The following is a 17,602-nucleotide window of genomic DNA, read 5'->3' on the forward strand; positions in this document are numbered from 1 at the left end:
TCACAGCCACGAGCCCCACAGTCTTTATTTATCCAACGTGATCGATTATCTGATTCTTGGCGGCGGATCGGCGGGTTGCGTGCTCGCTGCGCGTCTTTCCGAAGACGCCAGCAAGACCGTGTGCCTCGTCGAAGCGGGTCGCGACATCTCGCAGGCGACAATGCCAGCCGACATTCGCAGCCGCTATCCCGGTCGCGCCTACCTCGACAGCACGAACATCTGGCAGCAGTTGAAAGCGCGCATGAGCGCGCCTGCCGCATTGCGCCGCTATGAACAGGCGCGACTGCTCGGTGGCGGCTCCGCAATCAATGCATTAATGGCCAACCGCGGCGCGCCCGCCGATTACGACGAATGGCAGGCACTCGGCGCACAAGGCTGGAACTGGGAAGCGTGTCTACCCTACTTTCGCAAGCTCGAAACGGACTCCGATTTCGGCAATTCCAGCGACGTCAGCATCAGCGCCCTGCACGGCGCGAGCGGCCCGCTGCGGATCCAGCGCACTGCCTGGCCGCGCATCTCGCCGTTCGTGAAAGCCGTGCTCGATACGTTGAAACATGACTATCCGTTACGCGCCGATCAGAACGGCGCGTGGGAAGACGGCACCTTCATCGGGTCGATTGCAGTAAGCGCGAGCGGCGAACGCATCCCCACATCCGTTTGCTATCTGGACGAAGCCGTGCGGGCGCGATCCAACCTTGCCGTTTGCACCCGCGAAACCGCCGACCGCATTCTGTTCGATGGACGGCGTGCAGTCGGCGCACGCATGATCCGGCCTGACGGTACGCATCACGACATTCGGGCCGGCTGCGTGATCGTGTGCTCCGGTGCTATTCACTCGCCGGCGCTGTTGCTGAGAAGCGGCATCGGGCCCGCCGACGAACTTGCCGCCCTGGGCATCGACGTGCTCGCACACCGCGAAGGCGTGGGCCGCAATCTGATGGAGCATCCGTCTATTGCGGTGTCCGCCTATCTACCTCGCGCGGCGCGCACGCCCTTTCGCCACGAGCATCACGAACAGGCAATCGTGCGCTTTTCGTCGGGCTTGCCCGGCACCGTGCCGGGCGACATGCACGGCGCAATACTGTCGCGCTCTGGCTGGCACTCGGTCGGCTACCGTCTCGGCACGATGTTTTTCTGGGTCAACAAATCGTATTCGCGTGGACGTCTGAAACTGAAATCGTCGAGCGCGTTCGATGAACCCGAGGTCGACTTCGCCATGCTGTCCGATCCGCGCGATCTCGAACGGCTGAAGCTCGCGCTGCGTTTAGGCGCACAGACTCTGTCCACGCCGACGATGGCCGCGCATCTCGGCACAGTATTCCCGTCGAGCTATTCGCCGCGGGTCGCAGCCGTTGCAGTGCCAGGCGCATGGAACGCGTTGCAGCGCGGCGCGCTGAGCTTGCTGCTCGACATCGCTGGCCCGTTGCGGGCGTCGCTCGTGCGGCGCGTTGTGACTCAAGGGGTGACGCTGAACGAACTGCTCGCCGACGACACCGCGCTCACGCAGTTCATCACGCGCTCGGTGGGCGGCACCTGGCATCCGTCGGGGACCTGCCGCATGGGCGCCGCCGACGATCCCCTCGCTGTCACCGATGCGCGCGGCGCGGTCTACGGCGTCGAACATCTACACGTGTGTGACGCGTCGTTGATGCCGTCTATTCCGTGCGCCAACACGAACGTGCCGACCATCATGATCGCCGAGCGCATTGCCGACCTGCTGCGCGGCCGTTCGAGTGCCTCCTAATCGCCGTAGCCGACGATACCCTTCACTTCGAGAAACGCCTCGAGGCCCCACTCGCCGTACTCGCGGCCGTTGCCTGACTGCTTGTAGCCGCCGAACGGCGAGCCTGCGTCCCACGACGGATAATTCACATAGACGCTGCCCGCGCGCAGACGGAACGCCACACGCCGGGCGCGCGCCAGGTCCGCGGACTGCACGTAGGCGGCGAGGCCGAATGGCGTATCGTTCGCGATTGCAATGGCATCTTCGTCGTCGCGATACGGGATGATCGCGAGAACGGGACCGAAGATTTCCTCGCGCGCAATCGTCATCGACGGGTCCACGTTCGCGAACACCGTGGGCCTCACGTAGTAGCCGCGCGTCAAACCGTCGGGCCTTCCGGGGCCTCCCGCCGCCAGTTGCGCGCCTTCCTCGACGCCCTTCTCGATCAGCCGTTGCACGCGAGCGTATTGCACGTCGCTGACGACCGGGCCCATCGTCGTCGTTTCGTCGTCTGCGGGACCCACGCGGTGCGCGGCCGCCGCGCGCTGTGCAATGCGCACGGCCTCTTCGTGCCGCGCGGCCGGCACGAGCATGCGCGTCGGCGCGTTGCACGACTGGCCGCTGTTGCCGAAGCACGAGTTCACGCCCGACGTCACAGCCGCTTCGAAGTCGACATCGTCGAGAAGAATGTTCGCCGACTTGCCGCCCAGCTCCTGATGCACCCGCTTGACGGTCGGTGCGGCGAGCTTTGCGATCTCGACGCCCGCCCGCGTCGATCCGGTGAACGACACCATGTCGACATCCGGATGGCTGCACAGCGCAGCGCCGACAGTCGGGCCGTCGCCATTCACGAGATTGAACACGCCGGGTGGCACGCGGGCTGCGTCGAGAATCTCGGCAAACAGCACGGCGTTGAGCGGCGACACCTCGCTCGGCTTGAGCACCATCGTGCAGCCGGCCGCAATTGCCGGGGCGACCTTGCAGACTATCTGATTGATCGGCCAGTTCCATGGCGTGATCAATGCGACCACGCCAACAGGCTCATGATTGACGAGCGTCGTCCCTTTCTTGCGCTGCCATGCGAACGTCTCGCATGTTACGAGCAGCTCTTCGAGGTGACGCTTACCGAGCGCGGCCTGCCACGCATGCGAAAGCGATTTTGGTGCGCCAATCTCGCGCGAGATGATGTCGGCCATGTCGTCGTAGCGCGCCATATAGGCGTCGAGTATCCGGCGGATCAGCGCGATCCGCTCGGTAGGCCCCGTCAGCGAGAACGACTCGAACGCGCGCTTCGCGGCGGCCACGGCGCGCTCGACATCGTCCGCATTGCCTAGCGCGACTTCATCGAAGCCTTCTTCCGTGCAAGGGTCGATCACGGGCAGACGTGTGGTGCCCGACGGCTCGACCCAGGCGCCGTCGATATAAAACTTCAGTGCGTTCGACATCCGCTTCCCATAGAGAGAGTTCAAAGACATCACGCCCGCGCCGCCGAAGAACGGCGGCTCACGACGACGATCATCACGAGACACAACGTCAACGCGGTCAGCATCGTACTGATCGCGGCGATGGTGGGATCGATCTCGTCGCGCAGCGTGACGAACATGCGGCGCGTGAGCGTCTGGTTCGTGCCGCCCGAGATGAACAATGCGACCACCGTTTCGTCGAGCGCCTGAATGAAGACGAACACCGCCCCCGAAATCACGCTCGCCTTGATCTGCGGAAGCGTCACCGCAAGAAAGCTGCGCAGGCGATTCATCCCGAGGCTGCGCGCGACCATCTCCTGCGTGCGGTCGAACGTGCGCAAATCGGCGCCCACGGAGATCAGCACATACGGCAGGCCGAGCATCGTATCGGCAACGATCAGGCCGCCCAGCGTATTCACATAACCGGCCTGCGTGAATACGAAAAACACGCCCACCGCGACGATGATGATCGGCACCATCAGCGGCAACATGAGCAGCGTGCGCAGATAGCGCATCGACCAGTGCGTGCCGTGCTGGATCGCATAGGCCGCGGCGATGCCGAGCGGCGTCGCGAGCACCGCTGCGCATACGGACGCCACCAGCGTCGTGCGAGCCGCATCGATCCATGCCGGGTTGTCGAAGAACGCGTGATACCAGCGCAACGAATAGGCGGGCGGCGGGAACGTCATGAAGCGCGTGTCGGAGAACGACAGCGGCACGACGATCAGCACCGGCAGCATCAGAAACACGAGAATCAGCACGACGAGCACGCCGAGCACGACTCTGCCGAACGAGATCTTGTTCATTTCGCGCCCAGAGTCTTTTCCAGGGGAATCACGCGGCTCGCGGCATAGAAGATCGCGAACACGCAGAGCAGCAGCACGACACTGACCGCGCTTGCAGCGCCCCAACTGTTATAAATCTCGACGTTGCGACTCACCACCATCGACACCATGATGGACTTGCCCCCACCCATCAGTTCGGGCGTGATGTAAAAACCGAGGCACAGTACGAATACCAGCGTGGCGCCTGCCACGACGCCGCTCATCGATAGCGGCAGGAACACGCGCCAGAACACGTGCAGCGGCGAGCCGCCGAGACTTGCGCCGGCCTGCGAGAGATTAGCGGGGATTTTCTGCATCGCCGAATACAGCGGCAGCACCATGAAGGGCAACAGAATGTGCACCATCGCGAGAATGGTGCCGAACTGGTTGTATGCGAGTTGCACCGGCCGATCGACAAGACCCGTCGCGAGCAGCGCCTTGTTGATGAGGCCGGTGCGCTGCAGCAGCACGAGCCATGCATAGGTACGCACGAGCACGCTGGTCCAGAACGGCAGGATCACCATGCCGAGTATCAGCGCACTCCATCGCGGCGATACCGACGCCGCAAAGTACGCGACCGGATAGCCCAGCAGCAACGTCACGCCCGTCACGATGACGCTGAGCTTGAACGTCATAAGGAACGTGTCGAGATAGGTGCCCGTGAAAATGCGCCGGTAATTGACGAGCGTGAAGCCGCCGTCATGCCAGATGGACTGCCACGACAGCCACGCGAGCGGCACCACCAGCAGCACGACCACGACGAACAACGCGGGCGCGAGCAACAGCAGCATCGCGCGGTCTTCGCGTTGCTGGTGGCGCACCGACGGGTCCGTGGCGGCTGTTTGCATCAGGGCGGGGTCCTGGAAAATCCGTTTGGCTGTCGTCATCATGCACCCACGGCGTCGAGAAACTGGTACCACGCGGCAACGACGCGAACGCCCGGCGCGCGCAACGAATGGAACGGCATGGGCCGCAAGCCCTGCTGGCCGAGCAACGCAAGCTCTGGCGTCTCGCCGAGTGCGAGCGCTGCGGCATGCTGGCCGAGCAGGCTCGCCATCGCGACGCCCGCTCCGTTATACCCCAGACAAAACGTTGTGGCGTCGTCGCTGCGGCCAACATGCGGCAACGCATTGAACGTCATGCCGACATAGCCGGACCACTGATATTCGATACGCAGATCCGCGAGATCGGGAAATAGCGCGACCATCGCGCGTTGCAATGCGTCGAAGCCGGTCGCCTGGCCTTCCTTGCCGAACGCGTCGCGTCCGCCGAACAGCATACGGCCGTCGACCTTGCGAAACCACTTCATCATGCGCCGCGTTTCCGTATAGCTGCGGCGCTGCGTCATGAGCCGATTATCGAGTTCCGCGGGCAGGCGTTCGGTCGCAATCATCGCGCTGCGAAACGGCACCAGTTCACGCTGATAGGCAGCGGTCGCGGACGTGAGATCGGAGTACGCGTTAGTCGCGACAATGACTTGTCTCGCGCGCACCGTGCCGCCCGGCGTTCGCAGCACGACGCCGGCGGGCCCGCCTTGCGAACGCGTCATTTCGACAACCGGCGTGGCTTCGTAAATCGGCACGCCGCGCGCAGTGAGGCCTCGCGCGATACCGTACACGTATTCGAGCGGCAGGATCGTGCCTGCGTCCGCGCTCAATACGCCGCCCACAAATTCGCTCGATCCCGTCTCGCGCGTCACTTCTTCGCGCGACTGCACTGTCATCGAGGTGTCGCCCAACTGCGTCCGCACCCAGTCGGCTTCCGCACAGATCGCGGCGAACGCGCGCTCGGTGTGCGCGCAGCGCAGGCTGCCTGTATGCTCGAAGTGCGCTCGTTCAAGCTTGAACTCGTCGATGAACGATTCGACCACTCGCACGCCGTCGTGCGCGAGCCGGTGCATGCGCTTCGCGGTATCGAGTCCGTGCAGCTTGTCGATCTGCGGAAACGACAAGCGGAATTTCGACGACACCACCCCGCCGTTGCGCCCGCTCGCGCCCCAACCGACCGGGTTCGCATCGAACACAGCGCAATCGACGCCGCGCTTTTGCAGCGCGTACGCGGCCGACAGGCCCGAATAACCCGCGCCGATCACGGCCACATCGACCGCCAGATCGCGCGCGAGCGGCGCGCCCATGCTCGTGGGCGCCTGCCGTTGCGCTGAGCGGGCGGCCATCGCACGCCATAGCGAGTCGGGCTGCGGCCTCTGCAAGTCGTTGTGGGGGGCGGGCGCGAGCATGGCTTAAGCAGCGCGCGCTTCGGCTTCGACCGCGTCAGCTAGCGCGCCGAGCGTTGCAAACCTGAACGTGGGCGCGGTGACGGCTTCGGGCACCGGCGTCGCGCCGAAACCCTTCATGCCTTGGCGGCGCTCGATCCAGCAGGTCGAGTAACCCAGCTTCGTCGCGATGCCGATGTCGTGATACTGGCTCTGCGCGGTGTGGAGGATCTCGTTGAACTTGAAGCCGAATGCCGCCTGACGTCCGCGGTTATAGGCAAAGAACTGCGGGTCCGGTTTGGCGACGCCCGTTTCGTCACAACACACGGTGTCGTCGAAAGGGTCGCCCAGGGTATGTGCGTAGGCCGACAACGCGACGCGGTCCGCGTTGGTCATCGCCACGAGGCGATAATGTTTGCGCAGGCGCTTCAGGGCCGCGACCGAGTCTTCGAATGCAGGCCACTCCAGCACGTCGCGCTGAAAGGCCGCCGCGGATTGCGCGTCGTCGGGCAGGCCTAACTCGCCGGCAAGATACAGATACACGTTCGCCATTTCGTGGCTCGAACGACCCGGATACTTCGCGCGGCCGCGCATATACGGCTCGAAGATCTGGTCGTCGGTGAGATCTTTCGCCGCCGCGCCGCCAAGGCGCCGCACGGACGCAAGCACGCCCTGTTCGAAGTTGATCAGCGTGCCGACGACGTCGAACGTCAGGACCTTGAAATCGGTGAGCTTCATTGCATCATCCTTTTGCGGGTTGCGTTAATTTCGTAAGACGTATGCCCGGGCGGGCGGGGGGAGTCAGGCGGGCACGACGATCGTGTCCTGCGGATCGAGCACAACGGTCATCTGTTCGCCCGGTGACGGAATGCGGCTGCGTGCGTTGTGATTGCCGGGCTGGCGCAGACTGATCGAGGTGCCGTCAGCCAGTGTCGCGAACACGCGCAGGCTTTCTCCCTGGTACAGCACCTCGGTCACGCGGCACGAGAGCCGGTTGGCGGCAGGCTCTGCCGGGCCGGCGTCGATCACGAGCTTTTCTGTCTGCACGGCAAGCAGCAAACGCTCGCCGCGCGGCAACGGATGAGCGGTTCGCAACACCGCGTCGCCGAGGCGAACGGCGTCGTCGCCGGCGCGGCTCACATGGAGCAGCGTCGCCTCGCCGATGAAGCTCGCGACGAACGCGTCGCAAGGCCGGTCATAGAGACGCTCGGGCGTATCGATCTGCACGAGCTTGCCGTTCTTCAATACGGCCACGCGATCGCTCATGGTCAGCGCCTCGCGCTGGTCATGCGTCACGTAGACAATCGTCGCGCCGAGCTTGCGATGCAGACGCCGCAACTCGATCTGCATCGTTTCGCGCAGTTGCTTGTCGAGCGCGGAAAGCGGCTCGTCCATGAGGATCAGTTGCGGCTCGAAGACCATCGCTCTTGCAAGCGCGACGCGTTGACGTTGACCGCCGGAAAGCTGGCTGATGCCGCGGGCTTCATAGCCGCTCAGTTCGACCATCGCAAGCGCGTCGGCCACTTTCGCCGCCCACCCCGCTTTCGGATCGCGGCGCGCGCGCAGCGGGAACGCGACGTTCTCGCCCACCGTCATGTGCGGAAAAAGCGCGTAGTTCTGGAACACGATGCCAATGTTGCGTTTGTGCGGCGGCGCAAATGTAATGTCCCGCTCGCCCACCCACACCGAGCCGGAACTCGGCTGAACAAAGCCGCCGAGGATGCCGAGCAGCGTTGTCTTACCCGACCCGGACGGTCCGAGCAGCGACACGAACTCGCCTGGCTCGATGTCGAGCGAGACGTCGTCCAGTGCGATCACGGGTCCATAGCGCTTTGCTGCCGACCGGATGGAGACTCCTGTTTTCGCTCGTGCGTCCATTGCGTTTGCTCTCGCTGAAGGGCCTGCATTAGGGAAAATATAGGTGTCAAATTTTTTGGCGGCAATTCCCAAATTGTTGGATCGGGCATAACATCAAGTCATGCCGAATCTACGCAAAAAACTGCCGAGCGCGAATGCGCTCTTCGTCTTCGAAGCTGCCGCTCGTTGCGGCAATTTCACGCGTGCCGCGCAAGAACTGTATGTGAGCCAGCCCGCCGTGAGCCGCATGCTCGCCCGCATGGAAGACCACATTGGAGTGCGCCTCTTCGAGCGCGTGCGCGGCGGCATTGAACTCACCGAAAGCGGGCGGATTCTGTACACCAAGATCTCCGAAGGATTCAACGGCATCGAAAGCGCGATACGTGAAATAGAAGCGCGCGCTACGGGCGTGGAATCGGTCACGCTGTCCGTATCCACGGGCTTTACGACACACTGGCTGATGCCGCGCATGAGCCGCCTGAACGAAGCGTTCCCGTCAATCGATTTGCGGTTTCAGCTCATTTCCGGGCGTATTGGTGGACCGCTCGTCGATGTCGACCTGGGCATGCGCTTCATGCACGCCGGCGACATCGACGAAAACAGCGTGCTGGTTATGCCCGAAACCCTGTTGCCCGTGTGCAATCCGCGCTATCAGGAAACGTCGCTGACAGACGCTGGCCGTGAGCACGGCGACACCGTCATCGTGATGGACGACGAGGAGCGCGGCTGGCACCACCGTTTTGGAGCGTTCGAGCAGCACGGCCGGCGCGTCGCGAGCATGCTCAGCTTCAACGACTACGCGATAGTCGTGCAGGCGGCGCTGCTCGGCCAGGGCATCGCGCTTGGCTGGCTGAACGTGGTGTCGCACTGGCTGTCGCAGCGCGCACTCGTCCCCGCCGAAGAAGAGATCCTCGTGACGAACCGGCGCTGCTGTCTGGTGTCGCCCGCGAACCGGCCTTTGCGACCCATTGTCGCGAACGTGCGCGACTGGATCGTCGAGGAGATGCGCGCCGATCTGCGCACGTTGGAGAGTGCGTACCCGCAGCTGGGGTTGCGCGCGGCGTTCAAGGAATGCGGCGTCGCTATCGCGTGACGGAAGGTCATGCACTGCCGCGGCCACGGCGCTGCACGAGAACAAGCGGTGCGCGGAAACTCCGGCCGCAGTGTGCGCGGGCCAATTCCGGAATCGCCTGCAAGCAGCAAGACAACGCGATGGACCAGCGGCTTTTCAAAGCCCGTTTTTCATCGTGTGCATCAAGTCGCCGAACGACTGACGCGTATTGACGGCGTTGACGATGTCAGCGAGAAACCAGGGAAGAATCAACTGCGTGTCGGGATCGGTGACACCGACGCTCAGCGCCGGCGGCCGTGCTGCCGGCGGGGCTGCCGCGGATGGCTTTGCGCCCTGATAAGCGGACGAGGTGCGGGTTTCGGTGGTGGCCGAAACGTGTGAGGCGACTGGCTCGCCAGGCGGCGGCCACGCCGACGAACAGCCGGCAAACAGCATAGTGGCGGCGGCAACAACGGCAGCAGCGGCAACGTAGAACGGCTTCATGATCAACTCCAGCCTACGTTGCTTGGACAGAACTGCCTGGCGGGAAGTTCGTCGACTTCGGCACGCCGAATGGCAGCGTGGGCGTGCCAGTTCCTAGTGCCCCGCTGCAGCGGCCGCCGCGGCATTCGTCTTGCCCGGCTTCGTCACCCAGATCAACGGAATGATCAGTACGAAGATCACCGCGGACAACCAGAAAATATCGTTGAGCCCAAGCATGGCGGCTTGTGTGTTCATCGAGTGTTCGAAGAAAGCCATTGCTTGAGACCGGCTGCCTCCCAGTGCAGCTTGCGCCGAATCGAGTGCCGCGGTGAAAACAGGGTTGGTGACGCCCGTCTGCTCAGCCAGTCTCGCGTGATGCAAGATGGTGCGATCGTTCCAGCCGGTTGCGGCAAGAGACGTTCCCACTGCGCCCGCAAACACCCGCACGAAATTCGACAAACCGGCCGCGGCGGGAATCTTCTCGGGCGCGAGGCCGGAAAGAATAATCGCTGTCAGCGGCACGAAGAACAATGCGGTTGGTATGCCCTGCAACAAGGTGGGCAATACGAGCGTCCAGGTATCCACACCGGTCGTGTAGTGCGAACGCATGAAGAACACGCCCGCAAAGCCGACAAAGGCCAACGTTGCAAGCACGCGCGCGTCCGAGCGCGGCATGATCTTCGCCATCACAGGGGCAAGGATCACCGCGAATATGCCGAGCGGTGCCGTGGCGAGACCTGCATCGACGGACCGGTAGTTCAGGTAACCCTGCATCCACTGCGGCAGCAAGACGAGGTTGGAGAAAAACACCGCATACGCAACCGAAATCGCAACCGTGCCGCCAAGAAAATTGCGGCCGCCAAACAACCTCAAATCGATGACCGGGTTCTTCTCGGTCAGCTCCCAGATCACGAAAAATGCGAAGCTGATCCCTGCAAACACAGTCAACGCGACGATTACCGGGGAATTGAACCAGTCTAGGTCCTTACCCTTGTCGAGCATGATCTGCAGCGAACCGACCCACGCGATCAACGAGATCAGCCCGATCTTGTCGATCGGCGAACGCTTCGTTGGGGACTCGCGCGTGCGGTAGATAGCCCATGTCACACCCGCAGCAAAAAGCCCCACCGGAATGTTGATGTAGAAGATCCACGACCACGAATAGCTGTCCGTAATCCACCCACCGAGCGCAGGCCCCGCAATCGGGCCGACAGTCGCTGTCATGGCCCACAGCGCCAACGCATGCGAACTCTTCTCCTTCGGATACGAGCCCAGCAGAATGGCCTGCGAAAGCGGAATCAACGGTCCCGCTACCGCGCCCTGCAAGATACGCGCGGCGAGCAGAACCGGCAGATTCGGTGCTATTCCACATAACCATGAGGACATGACGAACAACAGTATCGCCCACACGAACAGCTTGATCTGTCCCACACGCTGCGTGAGCCAACCCGTCAACGGAATCGAAATTGCGTTGGCTGCGGCGAAGAGCGTGATGACCCATGTTCCTTCATCGACCGATACGCCGAGGTTGCCCGCGATAGTCGGGATAGCCACGTTCGCAATCGAGGAGTCGAGCACATTCATGAAAGTGGCCAGCGCTACGGCGAGCGTTGCGAGCACAAGCTTGCCGCCCGTCAAAGGCGGAAGCGTCGCAGGTCGCGTCGATTGATTCATTTCATCACCTGTCGAATGTCGCTAATATCTGACTTGTCAGCTAATCGCACAAAAAAATGGAGAACACTTCCGCGTATTCAGCCTGCTTTGCGCGTAGCGCTTTTTTGCCCCCCAGCCGTTGCGGCTGTGCGTGCCATTGGCATGTTCTGCGCGATGATCCGGGCGATCTCCGCATCTGCATCCGCGCCGTACTGCGCAAAGACATCGGTGCGATAGGTAGTATTCACCGCCGCGCCGAGCTGGGTTCCCGACTGGTCGCGAGTTTCGACTTCGACCTGCATCGACAACCCAATCCGCAGCGGATGTGCGTCCAGTTCCTTCTGATCGAGCTGGATACGCGCGGGCAGACGCTGTACGACCTTGATCCAGTTGCCGGTCGCATTCTGAGCGGGCAGTACGGCGAACGCCGAGCCTGTTCCCGCAGAGAAGCCGACCACGCGGCCGTGGTATTTGACGCTCGAACCATAGACATCGGCGGAAAGCGTGACGGGTTGGCCGATACGCATGCGCTTGAGTTGGCTCTCCTTGAAGTTCGCATCGACCCACACCTCGTTGAGCGGGACGATCGCCATCAACGGCGTGCCAGGCGCGACTCGTTGACCGACCTGTACAGAACGGCGTGCCACATAGCCGGTAACCGGAGCAGGCAAGGTGTTGCGCGCGTAGTTCAGATAGGCGTCGCGTACCTTGGAAGACGCCGCCAGAACATTCGGATGCTGTTCGATCGACGTGCGGTCGGTCAGTGCATGGTTTGCTTCGGCCTGCTGACGCGCGGCGTCGAGGGCGGCTTGCGCGGCGCTGACCGCATCGCGCGCGTGTGCCACGTCCTCGCCGGACACCGCGCCCGTTTCCGCGACCGCCTGACGTCGCTTCAGATCACTGACGGCGCGCGCGAGATCGGACTCGCGCTGCGCGACCGTTGCTGCATAGTAGTCATTGTTCACGTAGAGACCGCTGACTTGCCGCACGGTCTGCCCAAGCGTTGCTTCGGCATTGGCAAGCGCGTCTTTGGCATCCGCGTTGTCGAGCGTCACGACCGGCGCGCCTTGCTTGACGATCTGCGTATCGTCCGCGTTCACTGCAACAACGGTGCCGCTGACCTGCGGCGTCAGGTGGACGAGATTGCCGCTGACGTATGCGTCGTCGGTAGCCTCGTGATATTGACCGGTCGTCACGTAGTACACGCCGTAAGCTGTGCCGGCTGCCACTATCGCGGCGGCCAGCAACGCGAGCAGCAGTTTGCGCCGCGTGGTGCCTTGCGTTTGTTGGGGTTGATCTGCGTCCGCCTTCGCCCGGGCGGCGTTGATGCTATCGCTCATTGTGTGACTCCTGACAGGATCTGAAATACGTCGCGCTCAACGCACGGCGACGACTGGATTGAGTTTGACTGCAGGCGCGGCACCGGCACTCTGCCGGGCGGCGTCGGTATCGGCATCGGCATTGTCGGAATAGCCGCCGCCCAGCGCCGCTGCCAATGCGATCTGCTGATCGCGCCGGTTCATCTTCAGATTCGCAACCTGCTCGTCGGCTTGAAGCGCCGTGGTGTCGGCGTTCAACACCGTGAGTTGATTCGCGAGTCCCGCCTTGTATTGCACGAGCGCCAGTTGATCAGCGCTGCGGGCGGCTTCCTGCGCGGATAGCGCGTCGCTGAGCTGCTCGTCGGTGGAACGGATTTGCGCGAGTTGAGTGGCAACTTCGGACAGTGCGGTGACGAGCGTCTGGTTATATGAAGCGACGGCGTAGTCGAAATCGGCGTAGCGGCCTTTAAGTTGCGCCCGCAACTGGCCGCCGTCGAAAATCGGCAGATGGATCGCCGGACCCACCGACGCCGTGCGGCTCGCCGCATTGAGGAAGCGGCCGAAGCCGAACGCGTCTAGACCGATAGCTGCACTCAGGTTGATGTCGGGATAGAACTCGGCCTTGGCCTCCTTCACGTCGTGTACGAGCGCGTCGACTCGCCATTTCGCGGCGACCAGATCCGGGCGCCGGCTGACGAGGTCAGCGGGCAGATTGGCCGGCAGACGCACTTCATCGCCGATACCCAGCGACGGGCGGGCAATCGCAAGACCTCGGTCAGGGCCTGCGCCGAGCAATGCGGCAAGCTGATATCGCGTGGTGAGAATGCTGCCGTCCAGCGACGCCAGCGCGGCCCGGCTGCTGGCGAGGTTCGCCTGCGCGGTCTTGCGCTCGACCTGCGTGTCGAGTCCAGTTGCAATCCGGCCGGCCGTAATGCGGTCAATCTGTTCGCGCTGCGTCACCTCCTGCTGCGCGATGTCGCGCAGCGCAAATAGACGCGCAAGCTGGTTATACGCGCGCGCCGTGGCAGACGTCAGCGACAGTCTGACGACTTCCGCATCGGCCTTGCTCGCTTGCAACTGCGACAGCGAGGCTTTCAGTGCTTCGCGATTCTTGCCCCACAAATCCAGGTCATACGATGCGGACAGCAAACCCTTGTTCTCTGATTGCCATGACCCGGCGTACGGTGGCGGCACGAGCGCAGTGCTCGAATACTGCTGCCGTGTGAACGAATAAGTCGCACCGACTTGCGGCATGGTGCTCGCCTTCGCCGTCTCGCTGTAAGCAGCGGCGGCGGCGACGCGTGTGCGCGCCTGTTCGATCGACGGGTTGCCTTTCAATGCTTCCTCGAGCAACGCCTTCAGTTGGGCGTCGCCGAACTGATCGGCCCAGTCGACGGCGGGCCACTGCCCGTTGTCGGCTGGAATGCTTTGCTGCGTCGCATAGGTATCCGGCGTCGCAAGCTGCTTGTCGCTCGAGATGCCTGCATAGTTCGCGCAGGCCGATAGCACTGCCGCGAAAATCACCGTCATGCCGGATTTCGCAATTCGCGATCCGCTCATTCGTCGATTTAACTGTCTATTCATTTTCTGACCTGTCAGATATATGGACAAAAAATTTTTCGTGCGAACGCTTCGCTCAATCTTCGAGAAACTTGAACAGCAGACGGCGCAGCTCATGGAATTCCGCCTTGGTAAATTTCTTCAGCCGCTTGTTCAGCACGACCGGCACCCTGTCGGGCAAGTGGCTCGCCACTGCTTCGCCCTTCTTCGTCAGCTTCAGATTGACGACCCGGCGATCTTCAAGACTGCGGGAGCGCTGAAGCAAACCCTTCGTTTCGAGTTTGTCGAGCATGCGCGTCATCAGGCCGGTGTCTATACCGAGCAACGTGGACAGTTCGAACGGAGTGCTCGCAATGTCCTGACGCATGGACAGAAGAATGCCCATTTGCTGGGCCGTGATGTCGAGATCCTTGAGTTCTGCGTCTATCTCCGTCACCAGAAGGTTGCGCGCCTTGTTGATGGCAAATCCCACGCTCTCGGTCACGGTGAAATTGTCGCTCGTGTAGTGGTTCATCTTTGCTCCTTGCTTGGAGAGCAATATATCTGCATTGTCAGATATCTCCAAGCACAATGCTGCACATCAATGTTTCAAATATTGCGCTAACCGGAGACTCCGGTCCTGCGGCGAAGAGGAATTGCCGCGCGCCCGCATCACTCGCGGGCGGGGTCGCGCTCAATTCAACGGGCCGGGCATCGCCGCCCTTCTCACACGCCTTCAACGAGAACGGCGCGATAGCGCGCGCCTTTGAACCGGTGCTGCGCGACTTCCTGATATGCGGGACCGTCGTACCAGGCACGCGCTTCCGCGGTCGATGGAAACTCCACGATCACGACACCCTCTGGCGCTTCGCCTTCCAGAACCTGTTGAGGTCCGTAGGCAGCGAGAATCTTGACGGGATGGCCTTTGAAAGTGTCGCCGACCTTGCTCTGATAAATGTCGAGTTCCTGCTGATCCTGAGTGCTTTCCTTCGTGAAGACGATATATGTGGCCATGACATACGCTCCTGCGTTGGTGGGAAGGTGCGTACGATGATGCCATGAAATCGCACCGTGCTTCGGCGCACAGCGTCGCTGCCATGTGGTCCGTCACACTGGCACGTCGTGACCGCTGCCATTGCCTAGCGATGGTCTCGCCTGGCGCGCAACCGCGCCGCGCTTCATTGCGTCGCTCGCCCGGTTCTGAGCGACCGGGCGTCGGCAGTCGCGTGCTGTGTGAATTGCGCGCCGATGGTCTGCCGCGCGCGCGAAAGCCGGCTCATGACGGTGCCGATCGGCACGCCGACCACTTCGGCCACTTGCGAATAACTGAGCCCTTCAACCGCGACCAGCAGCATCACGATCCGTTGCGCTTCCGGCAAGCGGTCGACGGCCGCGATAATCAGGTCGAAGCCTTCTCCCGGATCGCTCTCTCGGGAATCGCGCAGAGTAACTGAAAAGTCGTCATCGCATTCCATGATGGAACGGCCTGGCAGCTTGCGAGTGCGCAGTTCGTCGATCCACGTGGAATGAATAATCGAGAACATCCAGCTTAGCGGCGCAGTGCGGGGCTCTAACTGGTCGGCGCGCTCGAGTCCCCGCGCACAGGCGTGCTCAAGTACGCGTTCGGCGTCGTGCCGGTTACGGCAGAGGCGGACAGAGAACGCCCAAAGGCGCGGAAGCATGCCTGGCAGAAGACTATGCAGCTTCCCGGCATCTGCTGTTGGCATGATCGACTGGGGTGAAAATGGGTTGCCGGACGACGCGCCCGCCGGGAACCGGCGATGATTACAGGCCGACGGAAGTCGCGGTCGAACTGTGCCGCGACCACCGCGACCACCGCGACCACCAACACGCGGGTTATTTCCCAGTAGCCCAATGCGAGTTGCGCATCAGCTTGCTGAAGTCTCTGCGGACGAAACCAGGGTCCTTGTAGGCCATGACATCGGCCAGACCTGTTCCCTGCGTGGTCTCCGGACGATGCTTCAGGCTATCGTAGAGGGCCTGCATGAAGTCCTCAGCGAATTGCGGCGGATGCGGATGAGCCGCCTCGACGGCGCTCCGCTGCCCGGCAGTGAAGTCGTCATAACCTGCGCCCACGAGATCCATGTTGGCGCCTTCGGCAACCAGGGCGGCCATCGGGAACAGATTTGCGGAAATTCCATTGGTCGTGTGCAATGCAATTGCAAGCCAGACCATCTGGCTATTGGCCTCGGAAACGCCATGACTTCGCAAAAAGTCACGTGCGGCGTTCGCGCCATCCACTTCATAGCGCAAGTGGCTTTGCCCATAGCCGGCCGTCAGGCCGAAATCATGGAACATAGACGCAACGTAGAGAAGCTCCGGGTCGAAAGCGAGACCTTTGCGCTTTCCTGCCAGGGCAGCCCAATAATAGACACGCGTGGAATGCTGAAACAGAAAATCGCCCTCCGATTCGCGAATGAGTTGCGCTGCGTCGCGCGCCAATTTGCTGTCGGGGATTTTTACGCCAGGAACCTCGTCGCCGGCATTCGCCGTGGATTGATTGAACGTGGGCTGCACTTGCGCGTGCGCGTCGAGGGCCGGGACGATTCCCCCAACCGCAAGAGCAACGGCGGCGCAAATTGCAGCGACAGAACTGCGGGACTTCATGATGTTCTCCTTCTCGCAAAGAAATGCAGCCTTAGCGGCTAGTTCGCTGTTCCCAATTCGAATTGAGAATGATGCTGCAAACGTTCGTTCGCACGAATTCCGGGTCCTTGTAGGCGAGGAAGTCGTCGTTGAATGTGCCGAAGGTGCTGCCGGGGCGATGCTTCATACCGTGATAGAAAGCATCGATGATCTTGTTTCCAAAGCCGGGATCGCGGGGATACGCAGCGGTCACCGCGTCGCGTTCTTCGTCGGTGAATTCTTCGAAGCCGCGCCCCGCTACGTCCATTCCTGCGCCTGCCTGCAACAGGGCAATTTCTCCGTGCATGTGTTCCGGGATGCCAGGCGTCGTGTGCAAGGCTACGGCATTCCAGACCTTGTGGATATCCGCCTCGGCGATGCGGTGGCTTCGCAGAAAATCCCGCGCGGCGTTCGCGCCATCCACTTCGAAGCGAAGCTGGCTCTCGTGATAGATCGACGTCAGGCCAATGTCGTGGAACATAGCGGCGACATAAAGCAACTCCGGATCGAAGATCACGCCTTTGCGTTCCCCGAGCAATGCACCCCAGAGGTACACGCGAGCGGAGTGCATGAACAGCAGTTCATTTTCCGTGTCCCGAATAAGCTCGGTGACCTCACGCGCCAATTTACTGTCAGGTACTTTCACGCTGTATTTACCGTTCGTCTGCATCGCTCTTCTCCATTCATCTGGTCCTGCATTTACGGGCACCTCGCAACGGCTCCTGCCGGTCGCTGGCTCGCACACCGACTGCGAACTCCAATGAAACTGGAACTGTTGAGCCGCTGTATAGGGAGGAAGTTACGCTCCTATCGGGCCACGATACAGACCCAA

17 protein-coding genes are annotated in these 17,602 nt (G+C 62.1%); 2 read left to right on the top strand and 15 right to left on the bottom strand.

Annotated features, from left to right (window positions below):
• The first annotated feature begins 37 nt into the window (after positions 1-37).
• A complete protein-coding gene (locus BCA01S_RS06265; protein ID WP_027776190.1) occupies positions 38-1,744 on the top strand; it encodes a GMC family oxidoreductase in 1,707 nt (568 codons plus the stop codon).
• Here the strand turns inward: BCA01S_RS06265 and BCA01S_RS06270 are convergent.
• The 6 genes from BCA01S_RS06270 to BCA01S_RS06295 all read right to left on the bottom strand — a co-directional run bounded on the left by BCA01S_RS06270 (position 1,741) and on the right by BCA01S_RS06295 (position 8,100).
• Positions 1,741-3,168 carry an aldehyde dehydrogenase family protein gene (locus BCA01S_RS06270; protein WP_027776191.1) on the bottom strand — a complete coding sequence of 476 codons (1,428 nt, stop codon included), beginning with the start codon at positions 3,166-3,168 and terminating at the stop codon, positions 1,741-1,743. The genes BCA01S_RS06265 and BCA01S_RS06270 overlap by 4 nt on opposite strands.
• A gap of 29 nt (positions 3,169-3,197) precedes the next feature.
• Positions 3,198-3,992: an ABC transporter permease gene (locus BCA01S_RS06275; RefSeq protein ID WP_027776192.1), complete on the bottom strand. Its 795-nt coding sequence runs from the start codon at positions 3,990-3,992 to the stop codon at positions 3,198-3,200.
• Positions 3,989-4,900, bottom strand: a complete 912-nt coding sequence (locus BCA01S_RS06280; protein ID WP_042318030.1) for an ABC transporter permease — start codon at positions 4,898-4,900, stop codon at positions 3,989-3,991. The genes BCA01S_RS06275 and BCA01S_RS06280 overlap by 4 nt, the downstream gene beginning before the upstream one ends.
• A complete protein-coding gene (locus BCA01S_RS06285; RefSeq protein WP_027776194.1) occupies positions 4,897-6,246 on the bottom strand; it encodes an NAD(P)/FAD-dependent oxidoreductase in 1,350 nt (449 codons plus the stop codon). The genes BCA01S_RS06280 and BCA01S_RS06285 overlap by 4 nt, the downstream gene beginning before the upstream one ends.
• A gap of 3 nt (positions 6,247-6,249) precedes the next feature.
• Positions 6,250-6,960, bottom strand: a complete 711-nt coding sequence (locus BCA01S_RS06290) for an HAD-IA family hydrolase (protein ID WP_027776195.1) — start codon at positions 6,958-6,960, stop codon at positions 6,250-6,252.
• A gap of 63 nt (positions 6,961-7,023) precedes the next feature.
• The gene (locus tag BCA01S_RS06295) at positions 7,024-8,100 is read right to left on the bottom strand and encodes an ABC transporter ATP-binding protein (protein ID WP_027776196.1); all 1,077 of its coding nucleotides are present in this window, start codon (positions 8,098-8,100) and stop codon (positions 7,024-7,026) included.
• A 100-nt stretch (positions 8,101-8,200) separates the two neighbouring features.
• Between BCA01S_RS06295 and BCA01S_RS06300 the strand changes: the two genes are divergently transcribed.
• Positions 8,201-9,172: a LysR family transcriptional regulator gene (locus BCA01S_RS06300; protein ID WP_027776197.1), complete on the top strand. Its 972-nt coding sequence runs from the start codon at positions 8,201-8,203 to the stop codon at positions 9,170-9,172.
• A 135-nt stretch (positions 9,173-9,307) separates the two neighbouring features.
• Here the strand turns inward: BCA01S_RS06300 and BCA01S_RS06305 are convergent, their stop codons facing one another.
• From BCA01S_RS06305 to BCA01S_RS06345, 9 genes are all read right to left on the bottom strand, one after another.
• On the bottom strand, positions 9,308-9,634 hold the full coding sequence (locus BCA01S_RS06305) for a hypothetical protein (RefSeq protein ID WP_027776198.1): 327 nt from the start codon (positions 9,632-9,634) through the stop codon (positions 9,308-9,310).
• Positions 9,635-9,727: 93 nt separating this feature from the next.
• Positions 9,728-11,287 carry a DHA2 family efflux MFS transporter permease subunit gene (locus BCA01S_RS06310; RefSeq protein ID WP_027776199.1) on the bottom strand — a complete coding sequence of 520 codons (1,560 nt, stop codon included), beginning with the start codon at positions 11,285-11,287 and terminating at the stop codon, positions 9,728-9,730.
• A 77-nt stretch (positions 11,288-11,364) separates the two neighbouring features.
• Positions 11,365-12,606, bottom strand: coding sequence for an HlyD family secretion protein (locus tag BCA01S_RS06315; protein ID WP_027776200.1), 1,242 nt, complete (start codon positions 12,604-12,606; stop codon positions 11,365-11,367).
• A gap of 36 nt (positions 12,607-12,642) precedes the next feature.
• The gene (locus BCA01S_RS34615) at positions 12,643-14,169 is read right to left on the bottom strand and encodes an efflux transporter outer membrane subunit (RefSeq protein WP_042318033.1); all 1,527 of its coding nucleotides are present in this window, start codon (positions 14,167-14,169) and stop codon (positions 12,643-12,645) included.
• Between the two features lie 52 nt (positions 14,170-14,221).
• Positions 14,222-14,659, bottom strand: coding sequence for a MarR family winged helix-turn-helix transcriptional regulator (locus BCA01S_RS06325; protein WP_027776201.1), 438 nt, complete (start codon positions 14,657-14,659; stop codon positions 14,222-14,224).
• Between the two features lie 191 nt (positions 14,660-14,850).
• Complete coding sequence (locus BCA01S_RS06330) at positions 14,851-15,138, bottom strand: DUF1330 domain-containing protein (protein ID WP_027776202.1); 288 nt, start codon at positions 15,136-15,138, stop codon at positions 14,851-14,853.
• 164 nt (positions 15,139-15,302) lie between these two features.
• Positions 15,303-15,851 (bottom strand): RNA polymerase sigma factor, encoded by a 549-nt coding sequence (locus tag BCA01S_RS06335; protein ID WP_027776203.1) that lies wholly within the window; start codon positions 15,849-15,851, stop codon positions 15,303-15,305.
• Positions 15,852-15,981: 130 nt separating this feature from the next.
• Positions 15,982-16,752 (bottom strand): HD domain-containing protein, encoded by a 771-nt coding sequence (locus tag BCA01S_RS06340; RefSeq protein ID WP_084166794.1) that lies wholly within the window; start codon positions 16,750-16,752, stop codon positions 15,982-15,984.
• 31 nt (positions 16,753-16,783) lie between these two features.
• Positions 16,784-17,440 carry an HD domain-containing protein gene (locus BCA01S_RS06345; RefSeq protein ID WP_027776205.1) on the bottom strand — a complete coding sequence of 219 codons (657 nt, stop codon included), beginning with the start codon at positions 17,438-17,440 and terminating at the stop codon, positions 16,784-16,786.
• Between the last annotated feature and the right edge of the window lie 162 nt (positions 17,441-17,602).

This window comes from Paraburkholderia caledonica NBRC 102488, assembly GCF_000685095.1.
GTDB classification, from domain to species: Bacteria; Pseudomonadota; Gammaproteobacteria; order Burkholderiales; family Burkholderiaceae; genus Paraburkholderia; species Paraburkholderia caledonica.